The sequence below is a fragment of the Parabacteroides sp. Y3-G-102 genome (assembly GCF_023656845.1).
In the GTDB taxonomy this organism is placed as follows: domain Bacteria; phylum Bacteroidota; class Bacteroidia; order Bacteroidales; family Tannerellaceae; genus Parabacteroides; species Parabacteroides distasonis.
In genome coordinates this window covers 63,236-78,580 of the sequence record NZ_JAMOKU010000017.1, presented here as the reverse complement: position 1 = coordinate 78,580, position 15,345 = coordinate 63,236, and the positions used below count along the sequence as shown (strand labels likewise).

The window sequence follows — 15,345 nt, the reverse complement described above, 5'->3', positions numbered from 1 at the left end:
GATAATTTTCGTACATTTGTCTTAAATATGGAGCGACCAGTATGCCACCAAAGAAGTACAGGAGTCGCTAAACAAGAGGAAAGAAAAGTATATGGCGAAGAAATTCGAAATTCGAAATAGCACGGCGGAATTCCTTATCTTCATGCTAGAAGGCAAGGAAGATGGCATACAGGTAATGTATCATAACGAAACCATCTGGTGCACGCAGAAAGCGATGTCTACCCTGTTTGACTGCTCTACAGACAATATCGGATTACACCTAAAGAACATCTTTACATCCGGTGAATTACGGAAAGATTCAACTACCGAGTTTTTCTCGGTAGTTCAAATCGAGGGCGGACGGCAAGTATCCCGAAAAACATTGTTTTATAACCTTGATGCGATCATTTCTGTCGGTTATCGTGTAAACAGCGTTCGTGCTACACAATTTCGCCAATGGTGCACATCGGTCATCCGTCAATTCGCTATCCGTGGTTATGTGATAGACAAGAAGCGTATGGAGAACGGCTCTTTCATCGGTGAAGATTATTTTGAACATCTACTAGCCGAGATACGGGAGATACGGTTAAGCGAGCGTCACTTTTACCAAAAGTTGACCGATATCTATGCTACCGCTATTGACTATAATCGTGACGCACCAACCACCCGCCTCTTTTTCCAAAAGGTACAAAATAAGATACATTATGCCGTACACGGTCATACCGCCGCCGAGTTAATCGTGAACCGAGCCAACTCGGAAAAAGAACATATGGGACTGACCACATGGGAAAATGCGCCTAAAGGGAAGATCGTAAAAACAGATGTGGCCATTGCCAAGAACTACCTTAACGAGATGGAGTTGGACGACATGGGACATTTAGTCAACGCAGTTCTGGATATGGCAGAGCGCATGGCTAAACGACATATACCCATGACCATGGAAGACTGGGCAAAACGTATCGACCTGATACTCGAAGCCGGAGGTAATGACTTATTGACCAACGCCGGCAAGGTGACAGCCGAATTAGCCAAAGCTTTCGCAGAAGCCGAGTTCGAGAAGTATCGGGTCATTCAAGACCGTCTCTTCCAATCGGATTTTGACCGTTTCGATAGCGAGACCTTGTTCCCGACAGATTTCAATCCCGATAATACATAAATAGCAACATCATGACCAAGAAACTACACAAGGAAATCCCCATCGACTACGCCGTCTGCCAGCAACAAGATTGCCCTCGGGCCGAGAAGTGTCTGCACCAGATCGCCTACCGGCCGCTCATCGAACAACCGGCAACCGTATTACGGCTGCTGAACCCCACCCTCTGTACCCGGGATGGGGCTTGCCCCTACTTCCGAGACTCCGCTCCCGTCACCTACGCACGGGGCTTCACCGGAATACAGAGCCGGATGTTCCCGGCGCAATACCAGCAATTCATGTCGATACTCATGTCCCATTTCGGACGTAACCCCTACTTCGAGCGGCGAAGGGGCGAATTTCCACTCTCACCTAAAGAGCAAAGGATCGTGCTAAACGCCTTGCGAAGGGTCGGAGTGACGGAAGAGCTAAGGTTCGATCATTATGAGGAGAGTGTCAATTGGTATGATTGAGGCAGTACTCCTTATAAAGTACCGCAATACTCAGCCGGACAGTACCGCAGTACTTCTTAAGGAGTACCGCAGTACTTTGCTCACAGTACTACAGTACTTCCTACGAAGTACTGGCAGATACCTCAGCCATCTATCCAAGTCGCTACTACCGAGGCCGGGACGAGTGCCATGGCACCTCCTCGCATCCCTCTTGGGGATCGGCGGGGCGGCGTGGTGTATCCTGTATGGCATCGTGCCCCGGCAATTATTTCCCGCCCCCTGCTCTACCTTATTATATTCGGCCGAGGGCGAGCTTTTAGGCGCACGTATCGCACCGGACGGGCAATGGCGTTTCCCGGCGGCGGATAGCTTGCCTGATAAATTCGTGGATTGCTTGCTCACGTATGAGGATAAACGGTTCTTTTACCATCCCGGTATAGACCCCGCCGCCATCTTCCGGGCGATCCGCTTGAACGGGAAAGCGGGGCGTGTGGTGAGCGGAGGAAGTACCTTGACCATGCAATTGGCACGCATAGCGAGAGGGAACCAAGACCGGACCTTCTACGAGAAAACGATCGAGATGTGCTGGGCGCTCTTTCTAGAAACCACCTATAGCAAACAAGAGATACTGAACCTCTATGCCTCGCACGCTCCCTTCGGGGGAAACGTGATCGGGCTGGAGACCGCCGCATGGCGTTATTTCGGGCGAAGCGCCTCCGAGCTATCGTGGGCCGAGAGCGCCACGCTCGCGGTTCTTCCTAACTCCCCCGCCTTGATCCACCCCGGGAGAAACCGGAAACAATTGAAGGAGAAGCGGGATCGCTTATTGGCTTCCCTTCAAAAGAAAGGTGTATTGGAGGAGACCGAATACGAGCTGGCCTGCATGGAGCCACTTCCCGAAGCCCCTCTCCCTTTACCTAATGATGCCCCTCACCTGTTAGAAAGACTGGCCGCAGAACAACCGGGACAACGCATCCAAACCTCCGTCCGCCAAGCCCTGCAACGGCAGACACAGGCCCTCGTAAACCGTTATGCCCGTGAATACAGTTCCAACCATATCTATAATCTGGCGGCGATCGTAGCGGACGTGGAGACCGGGGAGGTATTGGCCTACGCCGGAAACGCTACCTATCCGGCCGACGAGCGGCGGGGGAACCAAGTGGACATCATCACCTCGCCCCGCAGCACGGGAAGTATTCTCAAGCCCTTCCTGTATGCCGGTATGCTGCACGACGGGCTGTTGCTCCCCTCCATGCTGGTATCGGACGTGCCCTTGAATATAAACGGCTTCTCCCCCCATAATTACAACAAGACATTCTACGGGGCGGTACCGGCCCATGTAGCCATAGAGCGCTCCTTGAACGTGCCCTTGGTACGTATGCTCTCCCAGTATAATACCGGACGCTTTATGTCTTTACTGAAATCGTGGGGAATGACTACCTTACGTTTCTCCGAGGAACATTACGGGGCCTCCTTGATCTTGGGAGGGGCCGAGGGAACCTTATGGGATCTTTCCGGTATGTATGCCTCCATGTCTCGTGTGCTTAAACATTACCGTACTTACAACGGACGCTATAATCCGGCGGATATCCATCCGCTGACTCCCTTTCCTGCGGAGAGGAAGGAACCCATCCGTTCCCTTACCGATAGCCGGCTCACCGATAAGGCGCTCCTTTCCTCCGCGGCCCTGTGGTACACGTTCGAGGCGATGTCCGCCCTGAACCGTCCCGAGGAAGAGGCCGACTGGCAACAATTCGAGTCGATGAAACGGATCGCGTGGAAGACCGGGACGAGTTACGGGGGACGAGACGCTTGGGCGATCGGCACGACTCCCCGCTACGTCGTCGGCGTATGGGCCGGTAACGCTTCCGGCGAGGGCCGTCCAGGACTTACGGGTGTCGGCAACGCCGCCCCGGTCCTTTTCGATCTCTTTTCCCTATTGCCCGGTAGCGAATGGTTCGACCTGCCCTACGATGAGACGCTTCCCCTGGCGATCTGCCGGAACAGCGGACATAAAGCCTCGCCCTACTGCGAGCAAACGGACACCTTATACATGCCGCTGTCCGGCAATAACACGGGGATTTGCCCCTACCATAAGCTCGTGCATCTATCGGCGGACGGACGGTACAGGGTCAATAGTTCCTGCGAGTCTGTCGACCGGATGATCAGCCGCCCGTGGTTCGTGCTTCCTCCCGCACAGGAGTATTACTACCGCAACTATCACATCGATTATATCCCGCTCCCTCCGGTAAAACCCGGCTGCGGGCAAGACCTGAACCGCCAGATCGAACTGATCTATCCCGAGCATAACGCCATTCTCTACCTTCCGAAAGGCTTCTCCGGAAAGTCCGAGAAATTTATCTTCAAGGCCGCCCACGCCCGCCGTGACGCTACGATTTACTGGCATCTGGACGAAAGCTATCTGGGAGAGACCACCGAGAATCACCAGATCAGTTGCTCCGTGAGCCAAGGAAAACATCTCCTTACCCTCATCGACAACGAGGGGAACCAGAAGAAAATACAATTCGAGGTCAAGTAAAGCATCCGTTAAGCCTTGACCCAAACAGCCAATTTGCCTCCCTTGACAAGGAAACGGCCCTTCCCTTCCTCATCAATCGTCACGGTATCTTTTACCGAGCCTGTGATCTCATGCCATACCTCGCCTTTCCGGTTCTCCCCCACAGACATTGTTTTCTCTCCATCTTCCCCGTTCGAGATAACCACCGCCAAGCCCGAATCAGCATGTCCCGGATCTCCCAAGCGTACGAAGCCGATCGTGTTCGGATGATCAAAATAATCCACCTCTTCCCCGTACGCATATTCTTTCCGGACACGCAATAGCATATCCAATACCTTACGATGGGGAGATTTCTTCCCTTTTACGCCATAATAATCCCCATAAAAGATACACGGATACCCTTTCTTCATCAACAGGATCAAACCGTAGGCGGAAGGTTTGAACCAATCCTTCACCTGCGACTCCAAAGAACTGTTTTTCTGGGAATCATGGTTATCCACGAAGGTGACGGCTTGATCCGGGCATATCTCGACCAAGGTCCCTTTTAATAGATCGCGTAAATCATAGTCACGACCTTTCTCGGAAGCCTCATTCAAGTTATAATGTAAGGCTACGTCAAACAAATCCACGTTATATTCTACTTGCGACAGGTAAGCCTCCAACGATTCGGTATCGTTTTTCCAATATTCCCCGACAGCGTAGAAACCCTCTCCCCGATCCGCTCTCACCGCCTCCAGAAAATGCTTGATAAACTGGTCGTTCATATGCTTGATCGCATCGAGTCGCATACCGTCCAAGTTTAGTTCGTTCGATACCCAGATCCCCCATTCCTGCATCTCACGCACGACTTCAGGGTTATCGAAATCCAGATCGGCGAACATGAGATAGTCGTAATTTCCATTCTCATCATCGACTCCCTCACTCCAATGTTTTCCCTCTCCCAGAATCTGGAATATACCTTCCTTCTTGCGGGACACATCATAGTCCGTCCCGGAGAAATGAAACCAATGCCATTTAAAATTAGAATACATATTGCCACGCCCCGGGAAGTCGAAGCCGGTCCATCCCTCTATCTCATGGGGTTCGCTGGTAGCGTTTTCCCGTTGCCCAGGATCTACCTCTTGCGCCATAAACCACTCGGTATAATCGGCTCCCGCCTTATGGTTCATCACGGCATCCAGATATACGCCAATCTGGTTCCGGTGAAGTTCCTCGATCATTTCTTGAAGTTCCTGTTTAGTTCCATACTTGGTGCGTATGGTCCCTTTTTGGTCGAACTCCCCCAAATCATATAGATCATAGGTTCCATACCCCTCGTCCGCTTGCTCATGGCCTTTGTAAGCGGGTGGAATCCATACGGCGCTGATCCCGATCTCATGTAAATGCGAGGCGTCATCCTTCAGCCGTTTCCACAGCATTCCATCGTTCGGCAGATTCCATTCGAAATACTGCATCATTACTCCATTTTCCATATGTTTCTTCTATTTGTTGATAAAACAACACTTCCTAAGCGTCATAAGTTGCTGAAACTAACCACCACATCCTTTTGTTATAGTAAAAAACTAAAGAATAATAAGATGGATTCAAAGCATGTTACAGAGAGTACGTCCGGTCAAGAGGACATTCAAAAGACTTGGTGGAAAGAAGCGATTATATACCAAATCTATCCCCGTAGCTTTCAGGACAGCGATGGCGACGGAATCGGTGACTTAAACGGTATCACCTCCCGCTTGGATTATATACAAAGCTTGGGTGTGGATATCATCTGGTTAAACCCGATCTTTCTCTCTCCCAACGATGATAATGGTTACGACATCAGCGACTATCGGGAAATCATGAGAGAATTCGGTACGATGGAAGATTTCGACCGCCTCCTGAAAGAGATTCATAAACGGGAGATGCGACTGGTACTGGACTTGGTAGTAAACCATACCAGCGACGAGCATCCTTGGTTCGAGGAAGCCCGTAAATCCAGACATAATTCCTATTATAATTATTACCATTGGTGGCCGGCCGAGAAAGGTGAGCCTCCCTTGCGCCTCAGCTATTTCGACGAGGAAGGCAACGCTTGGACGTATAACAAGCCAACCGACTCGTATTACCTGCATTATTTCTCCCGGAAACAACCCGACTTAAATTGGGAGAACCCAGAGGTACGCCAAGAGATTTTCGATATGATGCGCTTCTGGTTCGATAAAGGGATAGACGGTTTTCGCATGGATTCCATCTCTCTTATCGCCAAAGATCCCTCATTCCCTCTCATAGATTCCAAGAAATATCCGGATATCTTTTCTTTCTATGCCAAAGAGCCTCGCCTACACCTCTATCTTCACGAGATGAATCGGCAGGTATTAAGCAAATACGATTGTATGAGTGTTGGAGAAGGTTCGGCCGTGATGGTAGATGATGTCGCTAAATTTGTCGATCCGGCCCGGGAAGAGTTGAATATGCTTTATCATTTCGACGCCGCCCGTATCCGGAATACAACCCTACCGGACAATCCGGAATCCGGTATAGACTATAGCTTGATCGCCCTAAAGAAGATGTTTACGGAATGGGATAAGGCGGTAGATAAGGGTTGGCCCTCGATCTACTTGGGTAATCATGACCAGCCCCGTATGGTCAGTCGCTTTGGTAGCGATAAGGATGAGTTCAGGGCCTTGTCCGCTAAGATGCTTATTACTTTTCTGCTTACGATGAGAGGAACGCCTTATTGGTTCGCCGGGGACGAGATAGGTATGCGTAACATTCGGTTCGACCATATCGAGGATTATAACGATATCGATACGATCAACCGCTATAAGAAAGCGAAAGCAGAGGGTAAAGATCCGCAGGCGGTATTGGACGAACAGAAAGAGACCGGACGAGACAACGCCCGCACTCCTTTCCAATGGGATCGCTCGCCGGAAGCGGGATTTACGGCAGGAACCCCTTGGTTAAAGGTAAATCCGGATTATACTTGGATAAACGTAGCGGACGAAGAAAAAGATCCGACCTCCATACTTAATTATTTTAAGAAAGTAGTCAGTTTCCGTAAGGAGAATCCGAGTTTGATTTATGGCAGTTATCATTTGCTGGATGCGGAGAATCCCCAATCCTATACCTTCTTACGCAAGACTGGGGCCGACACTTATCTGATTATGCTCAATTTCTCCCCCAAGGCGGCAATCTCCACTCCGGGGATAGATATGAGTAACGCACACGTCCTATTGGACAATTACGGGGACCGAAGTCATATGGCGCCTCAAAAAGATATCACGCTCCGTCCTTTCGAAGCGATTGTCTTTCAATTGAACCATCCCGTCTATGAATCCTTCATCGATTCGCTAGATCTTTTGGAATGATTCGTTAAAAAGAGGTACAAAGCGCAACTAAAGACTTTTAGGATGTGTTTAAATACAAAGCATCAGAACTTTTTAATAAAATATAAAACTATTCGTTATGGGATTTATTTGGTCTATTATCATCGGTATCGTAGCCGGTTATCTGGCTGGTAAGATTATGCGTGGAGGAGGTTTCGGGGTCATTGTTAATTTGATCCTAGGTATTATTGGAGGTGTATTGGGTGGCTGGGTATTCAGCTTACTAGGCATATCGGCCGGTGGTATCTTAGGAAGCTTGATAACCTCTACGGTCGGAGCTATTTTGTTATTATGGATCGGCTCGCTATTCAACAAATCCAAAGAGGTTTAAGAAGGCGTGCTCAATTATCAAATCATATATTACATGGCAACAAGATCTCACGAAACTTTAGTTACGGCATAATATAATGTAAAAGGCAGTCCTTTGCAGGACTGCCTTTTTATTTAGATCGTTTCCACTTTTTCTTTAGGTAAAACCCATTTCAATACCAGATAACCGCAAAGACCGGATATAAACGATCCCGTGAATACACCCAGCTTCGCCTGATTCAAGAGATCGGCACCCGCCGCCGTACTGCCGTCAAAGGAAAGATTCGCTATAAACAAAGCGACCGTGAAACCGATTCCTCCCAACATGGATACTCCAAATAAATTACGCTTGCTCATGCCTGTAGGCATGGAGGCAAATGGCGTACATGCGAACAAGTAAGAGAAAGAGAATATACCTAATGTCTTTCCTACAAATAGGCCCACGAACACCGCCAACGGTACATTAACTAATGTCTGGGGTTGGATATCCCCGAATGTCACACCGGCATTCACGAAAGCGAATAAAGGAAGTATCACATAGTTTACCAAAGGATGCAACTTATCAGCGATGGTCTGCAACGGACTGATCGTTTTATCTGCCAACGTATGGATGTTATTCAATACCTGAATTTGTGTAGGCGTAAGCACTTCCGCTTTACGGGACTGACGAACCTCGGTATAGTCCAGCATATTCAAATACCCGGTCATATCACACGTGAAATCATCTAGCTTAACAACCGGACGGGCTGGAACCGTAAAGGCGATCAACACGCCGGCGATTGTCGGATGGATTCCTGACTCCAGAAATAGCAGCCAAACGATAAAGCCACCGATATAGAAAAACAATCGGTTGTGTACCCGGAACTTTCCTCCCACATACAACAAAGCGAGGACTATCAGGGATATCAACAAAGGCTCGAAAGCGATATGCCCGCTATAAAACAGGGCGATAATTATAATACCTCCAATATCATCCACCACAGCCAAGGCGGTCAAGAAGATACGCATGCTCAACGGCACCCGCTTCCCCAACAAGCCCAATACGGCCAAGGCGAAAGCGATATCCGTAGCCATCGGAATAGCCGCCCCGTTTACCTCGGGAGGCGTATTACATACTAACATATAAAATAAGACCGGCACGATCATTCCACCACAAGCGGCGATAATAGGCAATAGCGCCTTCCGCACGGAACTCAACTCACCGATCAATACCTCTTGCTTGATCTCCAGACCGATCACGAAAAAGAAAACCGCCATAAGGGCGTCGTTCACGAAAGCCAACATAGACATAGTCTCGCCATGATGCGCGAAGAAGTTAAACTGCCCGGCTTGCAGATCGATTGGAAAAGCTAATAATAAATGATACTTATGTGCCCAAGGCGAATTGGCCAAGACCATAGCGATGATGGTGGCGGCGAATAGTAAAAGACTGGCGTTCGGCTTCTGTATAGCGAAGCGACGCAACGGTTTAAGGATAACATTAATCGTACGGTCCATAAATAATAAGTTAGATGAAGGTCTTCAACAATTGATCGTACTATGACTATTCCCGTTCCCTCCCAAGAGGGAAACGGGATATCATCTTGAAATACCTTCAAGTGTTTTTTCTATTAATTGACAGCTTTGGCTTTTCCTGCTTGCTCCAGGTTATAAGCGCTGCGTGTGAGTTTCTCTACCCAGATGACAAAGATACCAGTTAAAATTAAATTAAACACAATAGTTAACACAGAAATTATCAACATAGGGCCACCTAATCCATACCCCAAGGCTATGAAAATAACGCCGGCTCCTACCTCTCCACGGGTAAACATACCGATAGACAGCGCCAAACGCTCCCGTTTCATCCGGTCACGGTAGAAAAACAAAGGAAATAGTTTACCGATATTGGATAAGAATGAGACGATTACGACGTGTAAAGCGATCATCGACCATGACATCATCGGCTGGGAACCTGTCACCGTAGTTACTTCCGCCGCTTGCTGAGCGAAATCCACGCCCATAAACACCGGCATGCTCACTCCGACAAGGAACATAAAGAGATAAGAGATAAAATCGGACACTTGGTGCTCGATCTTGGTATCGATATGCTTATGCCGCATGATCATACCTACGACAAACGCAGGTAAAAGTACCTCGATATGGATGCTAGCCTCCTCCCCGTACATATGTTTCGATACCAGATAAATCACTTGCGTGATACCAAACGTCACGACGGCATAGAACAAGATGGCTTTCCAGTCTTGACGTACATTATAATATCCCATTTTCTTCCAGCCCAGGATCAAGAGCAATACCACAACCAGAATAATGACTCCCAATTGCCAGCGCAAGCCGATCATCATGATTTGCAACGGGATCATCAACAGGATCGTATCCAAGTCGTCGAAGATCGCCAATACCTGTACTTTCTTATATACCCAAGAGGCTTTTAGCCCGGCGGCGGCCAACATCGTAAACAAGATACCCGCCGAGGTAGGCGCGGCGAACCGGCTTAGCAACAGGTTCTCCTTCCAAGCGTCCCAACTTCCCCATAAATCACCCGGAAGCAAGACAAACATATAATATAAAGCCACGAATATCCACGGAAACGCAGCCGTAGCCATCGCTATGAAATAATCTTCGGTATAAGACTTCCACCGGGTCTTATCAATCTCGAACTCACGCCCCACATTAATCATGATAAACGCAAGGCAAATAAACAAAAACGTATTAGAGATCGTCTTTACCAGCGAATACTGTTCCCCCACCATAGCGGGAAGCATTTGCGACACGACCAAACCCAACACTAGAAAAAGAGAGAATAAAAGAACTTTTTTCATTCAGATAAAACTATATTAATATTTACACAATAAAATGCAGGGGCAGGGTTCCTCATGAGCCTTGTCTCTACAAAAAACAATTGAAAATTGAATTAGTTGATCGCTTGCTACTCTTTTAGATAAGCGGTCTCAACCTTTAACAAGCGATTCTTGAGGCGTTCAGCCTCTCCTTTACGGATACGAAGCGTCATCTCGCAATCCATCTCGAACTTCTGTGAGATGATAGCGGGGTTATCCTCTTTTACGATACGCATGATCCCGTTCAGGTATGGGTATTCGAAAACGACCGTGATGTCCTCGTCTACCGTACGTTCCTCGATCTCGGCGGCGGCGATAGCCTCGGCGGCGGCCGTGCGATAAGCGACGATCAGCCCGCTGGTACCTAACTCGATTCCACCAAAGTAACGTACTACGACAATCAATAAATCGGTCAGCTCATTCGAGTTGATCTGTCCGAGGATCGGTTTCCCGGCCGTGGAAGAAGGCTCCCCGTCATCGTTGGCCCGGAACGTCTGCCGCTCTGGACCTAACATATACGCCCAGCATACATGGCGGGCATCATAATATTGTTTACGGTATTTCTCCAGTTGCTCCTTCACCTCTTCCACCGTACGCACGGGGATAGCATACGAGATAAAGCGGCTGCGCTTCTCGGTATAATATCCCTCGGCTACTTGCTTGATGGTCTTGTAACTGTCGTCTGCCATAAATCAATCCGGTATTTTAGTGTTAGACACTTCCTCCCGATACGCCCGGAAATCTTTCATGATCTCTTCGATCTCCTCGATGAAATAAGGATCTTTCACCTTATTCCTCACCTCCTCATAATAGGTCTCTATGGCAGCCAACGCACATACGTCCTGCCCTCTCAGCACGAAGTAAGGTTCCTCCTTCTCCACGCACTGCTTGATCATTTGTATAGGATTCTTCATTTTTTCTTATTTGCTATATCTAACTCTTCTTTCAAGAACGGAGCCGTAAACCCGACGCCACTCTTCGCTAAAGCCTCCGGAGTCCCTGTGAAAAGGACGTTACCTCCACGGCGACCGCCCTCGGGGCCCATATCGATCAAGTAATCGGCGCTTTTGATAACATCGAGGTTATGTTCGATAACGATGATCGTGTTGCCTTTATCCACCAACTTGTTCAATACCCCCAGCAAGACCCGGATATCCTCGAAGTGCAGACCGGTGGTAGGTTCATCCAATACATAAAGCGTCTTTCCCGTATCCCGCTTCGCCAGCTCGGTAGCCAGCTTGACACGTTGGCTCTCGCCACCGGATAAGGTAGTAGAGGGTTGCCCCAACTTGATATATCCCAGCCCTACATCCTGCAGGACCTTGATCTTTGATAAGATCGTCGGGATATTCTCGAAGAACTCCACTGCCATATTAATCGTCATATCCAAGATATCCGCAATTGATTTCCCACGAAAACGAACCTCTAGGGTTTCCCGGTTATATCGCTTGCCGTGACAATCCTCGCAAGGCACCAGCACGTCCGGAAGGAAATTCATCTCGATCGTCTTATAGCCATTTCCCTTACAGGTCTCGCACCGTCCGCCCGATACGTTAAAAGAGAAACGTCCCGGTTTATACCCTCTCACCTTCGATTCCGGAAGTTCCACGAACAGATTCCGGATATCCGAGAATACCCCCGTATAGGTAGCCGGGTTGCTCCGGGGGGAACGACCGATCGGAGATTGATCCACATTCACGATCTTATCGACATGCTCGATTCCCTCGATGGCGTCGTATGCCAAGGGGTCTTCCAGCGAGCGATAGAAATGCTGGCTCAAGATCGGTTGCAGCGTGCGGTTTATCAAGGTAGACTTTCCGCTACCCGACACACCCGTGACGCAAATAAGAGTACCCAAGGGGAAAGACACGTCCACATGCTTCAGGTTATTGCCGCTGGCTCCCTTGATCGTAATAAACTGCCCGTTGCCTTTCCGACGCTCGGCAGGAACGGCTATCTCCGTGTTTCCATTCAGATAGGAAGAGGTCAAGGTATCTACACGCAGCATCTCCTTGGGCGTTCCCTCAAAAACGACCTCACCCCCCAGACGGCCCGCTTTAGGCCCCATATCCACCACGTAATCGGCACTCAGCATCATATCCTTATCATGCTCCACGACGATCACGGAGTTTCCCGTATCACGCAATTGCTTCAAGGAGTTAATCAGACGGACGTTGTCCCGCTGGTGCAAACCGATACTCGGCTCATCCAATATATAAAGTACGTTCACCAATTGGCTTCCGATCTGGGTAGCCAAACGGATACGCTGGCTCTCGCCACCGGACAAGGTAGCGGAACCCCGGTTCATGGAAAGATAATCCAATCCCACATCCAGCAAGAAGCGCAGGCGGGAGCGTATCTCCTTCAATATCTCCGTAGCGATCCGAAGCTGTTTCGGGTCCAGCTTCTCCTCGATACCCTCCAGCCACTCGTATAATTCCGAGATATCCATGGCCGACAACTCGGCGATATTCTTTCCCGCTATCCGGTAGCTCAACGCCTCCTTATTCAACCGCCAGCCGTTACATTCCGGACAAGTGGCCATCTTGATGAATTGTCCCGCCCATTTCTGCGCCGAGGCGGATGCCTCGCTCTCCTGTTGCATCAAGATATACTTGGCGACTCCCTCATACGACAAGAAATAGTTAGACGATCCTAACGAGTCATTCTTGATCTGCAACCGCTCGTCCGTACCGTTCATGATCTCGTCCATCGCCTCCTCGGGAATATCCCGTATAGGCGTCTTGATCGTCACGCCATGCTTTTGGCAAAGCGCCTCGATCTGCCAGAATATCAACGAATTCTTATATTTACCCAAAGCGACGATGCCACCGCTATATATACTTAAGGATGGATCGGGAACGATCTTGTCCATATCCAACAAATTGACCTGTCCTAAGCCTTTACATTTCGGACACGCTCCTTGAGGGGAGTTGAACGAGAAATTATGCGGAGCCGGCTCACTGTAAGACAATCCAGTCACCGGGTCCATCAAGCGACGACTATAATGGCGAACCTCGTTAGTCTCGGCATCCAGTATCAGCACAAGGCCATCGCCTTGCTTCATGGCGATCTTCAAGCTCTCTTTCAAACGACGCTCGTCTGCCTCGGAGACAATCATCTTATCGATCACCACCTCGATGCTGTGCATCTTATAACGATCCAGCTTCATCCCATGGAAGATCTCTTTCAACTCGCCATCGACACGGACGTTCAGATATCCTTTTTTACGTATCTGCTCGAAAAGTTCCTTATAGTGCCCCTTACGATTACGGACCAACGGAGCCAAGAGATACGTTTTTTTCCCGTTGTACTCATCCAAGATCAGCCGTAAGACTTGATCCTCGGTATATTTCACCATCTTCTCCCCGCTCAAATAGGAATAGGCCTCTCCCGCCCTAGCGTAAAGCAAACGGAAAAAGTCATAGATCTCGGTAGTCGTACCGACGGTGGAACGAGGATTCTTATTGGTTGTCTTTTGCTCAATGGAGATAACCGGACTCAGACCCGTTATCTTATCCACATCGGGTCTCTCCATATTCCCTAAGAAATTCCGGGCGTAAGCCGAGAATGTCTCCACATACCGCCTTTGTCCCTCAGCGAAAATCGTATCGAACGCCAATGATGACTTGCCGCTACCACTCATGCCGGTAATCACCGTCAACTTATTCCTCGGAATCTCTACATCTATATTCTTCAGATTATGAACACGTGCGCCAAGTATGGATATGCGCCCGCCTTCCAATGCCTGCTTATCTTTTATCATCTTTTACCTATCTGGTTTTAGGGGCCGTAAAGATACGAAAAAAACAGAAGCCAATCAAACTTTCCAGCAAATCATAGTGTAATCTCAGCCACTTCCTCCAGCCTGTTTGTTCCCTACGGGAAGACCTCGCAGTATCCACCGTAAGGAACCAGGGTTTCTATTTATCCTTCACCTCTGGCTGGGGAGAAGGAGCCTGTATGTTCTCATAAAACCTCTTTTTCTCCTCGTTACTTTTTTGGACAAGGCTTGTCACATATACCGTAAATATTGGAAACATCATCATGCCCAAAGCAGCCAATACGACTGAGAGGACTCGTCCCGTAACCGTAATAGCGGATATGTTAGAGCCAACCGTCGTCACATCCATAAACGCCCACCATAGAGCGTCCCCATAATTAGCCACCAACGGGTTCACCTTATGCTCCAAGACAAAAAATATAAGACTTGAGAAATAAACCGTGGCCAACAACATCGTCAAGTAAGAAACAAACAAGCCGGATGCCTTATTATACGATAACCATCCCACCACGATCGCCAACGCATACCCGCCCCGTACCAAAGGAACGAAACGTAAGAAATAACTAAGCTCGGGTGAGGTGATAATATGATAATATTCTATTATATTTTGGTAAGGGATCGCTACGAGCAAGAAAATAAAGTGCGTTCGCAAATAACGTAATTTATCTTTCGATAGGAAAAGTTCCAAAACAAAATCGAAAAGAAAAAACAAACAGATCCATAATTGAATCTTCTTATAAGAAGTTTGCGTGTAAAAGGGAATATTCTTAAATGTATCGATGGAGATACTGATAACCAAGAACAGCGACAACAATAGTATAATGATATGTAACACACCATATACCCCCTTCTTTCTCAATGCGAAATCAAATACGGCCATTTTCATAAGCGTTACTATTTATTTAATTATAATCCTTTTCATTTTGGTTTATGACAACAAACCTCATATACCATTTGTTTAAACAGCGAAAT

At 48.4% G+C, this 15,345-nt stretch carries 12 protein-coding genes; 5 read left to right on the top strand and 7 right to left on the bottom strand.

Translation table 11 applies throughout. The annotated features are described in order from the left end of the window. Positions 1–91 precede the first annotated feature (91 nt). From NBH16_RS10520 to pbpC, 3 genes are read left to right on the top strand one after another with little or no spacing between them, the layout of a single operon-like run. Positions 92–1,135 carry a virulence RhuM family protein gene (locus NBH16_RS10520; protein WP_009017314.1) on the top strand — a complete coding sequence of 348 codons (1,044 nt, stop codon included), beginning with the start codon at positions 92–94 and terminating at the stop codon, positions 1,133–1,135. Between the two features lie 11 nt (positions 1,136–1,146). Continuing rightward, positions 1,147–1,584: a DUF6078 family protein gene (locus NBH16_RS10515; RefSeq protein ID WP_044545321.1), complete on the top strand. Its 438-nt coding sequence runs from the start codon at positions 1,147–1,149 to the stop codon at positions 1,582–1,584. Then, a complete protein-coding gene (gene pbpC / locus NBH16_RS10510) occupies positions 1,556–4,102 on the top strand; it encodes a penicillin-binding protein 1C (protein WP_250788491.1) in 2,547 nt (848 codons plus the stop codon). Before NBH16_RS10515 ends, pbpC begins: the two co-directional genes overlap by 29 nt. An 8-nt stretch (positions 4,103–4,110) precedes the next feature. On the opposite strand, the gene NBH16_RS10505 is transcribed toward pbpC, so the two are convergent. Further along, positions 4,111–5,553: an alpha-amylase gene (locus NBH16_RS10505; protein ID WP_005862678.1), complete on the bottom strand. Its 1,443-nt coding sequence runs from the start codon at positions 5,551–5,553 to the stop codon at positions 4,111–4,113. 105 nt (positions 5,554–5,658) lie between these two features. On the opposite strand from NBH16_RS10505, the gene NBH16_RS10500 reads away from it, so the two are divergent. Both NBH16_RS10500 and NBH16_RS10495 read left to right on the top strand, forming a co-directional pair. Further along, positions 5,659–7,425 carry a glycoside hydrolase family 13 protein gene (locus NBH16_RS10500; RefSeq protein ID WP_122114917.1) on the top strand — a complete coding sequence of 589 codons (1,767 nt, stop codon included), beginning with the start codon at positions 5,659–5,661 and terminating at the stop codon, positions 7,423–7,425. 97 nt (positions 7,426–7,522) lie between these two features. Next, complete coding sequence (locus NBH16_RS10495; RefSeq protein WP_005857281.1) at positions 7,523–7,774, top strand: GlsB/YeaQ/YmgE family stress response membrane protein; 252 nt, start codon at positions 7,523–7,525, stop codon at positions 7,772–7,774. Positions 7,775–7,887: 113 nt separating this feature from the next. On the opposite strand, the gene nhaA is transcribed toward NBH16_RS10495, so the two are convergent. The 6 genes from nhaA to NBH16_RS10465 all read right to left on the bottom strand — a co-directional run bounded on the left by nhaA (position 7,888) and on the right by NBH16_RS10465 (position 15,259). Next, positions 7,888–9,249, bottom strand: coding sequence for a Na+/H+ antiporter NhaA (gene nhaA / locus NBH16_RS10490; RefSeq protein ID WP_005862682.1), 1,362 nt, complete (start codon positions 9,247–9,249; stop codon positions 7,888–7,890). 113 nt (positions 9,250–9,362) lie between these two features. After that, a complete protein-coding gene (locus NBH16_RS10485) occupies positions 9,363–10,571 on the bottom strand; it encodes a cation:proton antiporter family protein (protein ID WP_036611485.1) in 1,209 nt (402 codons plus the stop codon). Positions 10,572–10,678: 107 nt separating this feature from the next. Beyond that, a complete protein-coding gene (locus NBH16_RS10480; RefSeq protein ID WP_005857285.1) occupies positions 10,679–11,278 on the bottom strand; it encodes an IMPACT family protein in 600 nt (199 codons plus the stop codon). 3 nt (positions 11,279–11,281) lie between these two features. Further along, positions 11,282–11,503, bottom strand: a complete 222-nt coding sequence (locus NBH16_RS10475; protein WP_005857287.1) for a hypothetical protein — start codon at positions 11,501–11,503, stop codon at positions 11,282–11,284. Beyond that, positions 11,500–14,355: an excinuclease ABC subunit UvrA gene (uvrA, locus tag NBH16_RS10470; RefSeq protein ID WP_005862688.1), complete on the bottom strand. Its 2,856-nt coding sequence runs from the start codon at positions 14,353–14,355 to the stop codon at positions 11,500–11,502. Before uvrA ends, NBH16_RS10475 begins: the two co-directional genes overlap by 4 nt. Before the next feature lie 157 nt (positions 14,356–14,512). Continuing rightward, a complete protein-coding gene (locus tag NBH16_RS10465; protein WP_005862690.1) occupies positions 14,513–15,259 on the bottom strand; it encodes a potassium channel family protein in 747 nt (248 codons plus the stop codon). Between the last annotated feature and the right edge of the window lie 86 nt (positions 15,260–15,345).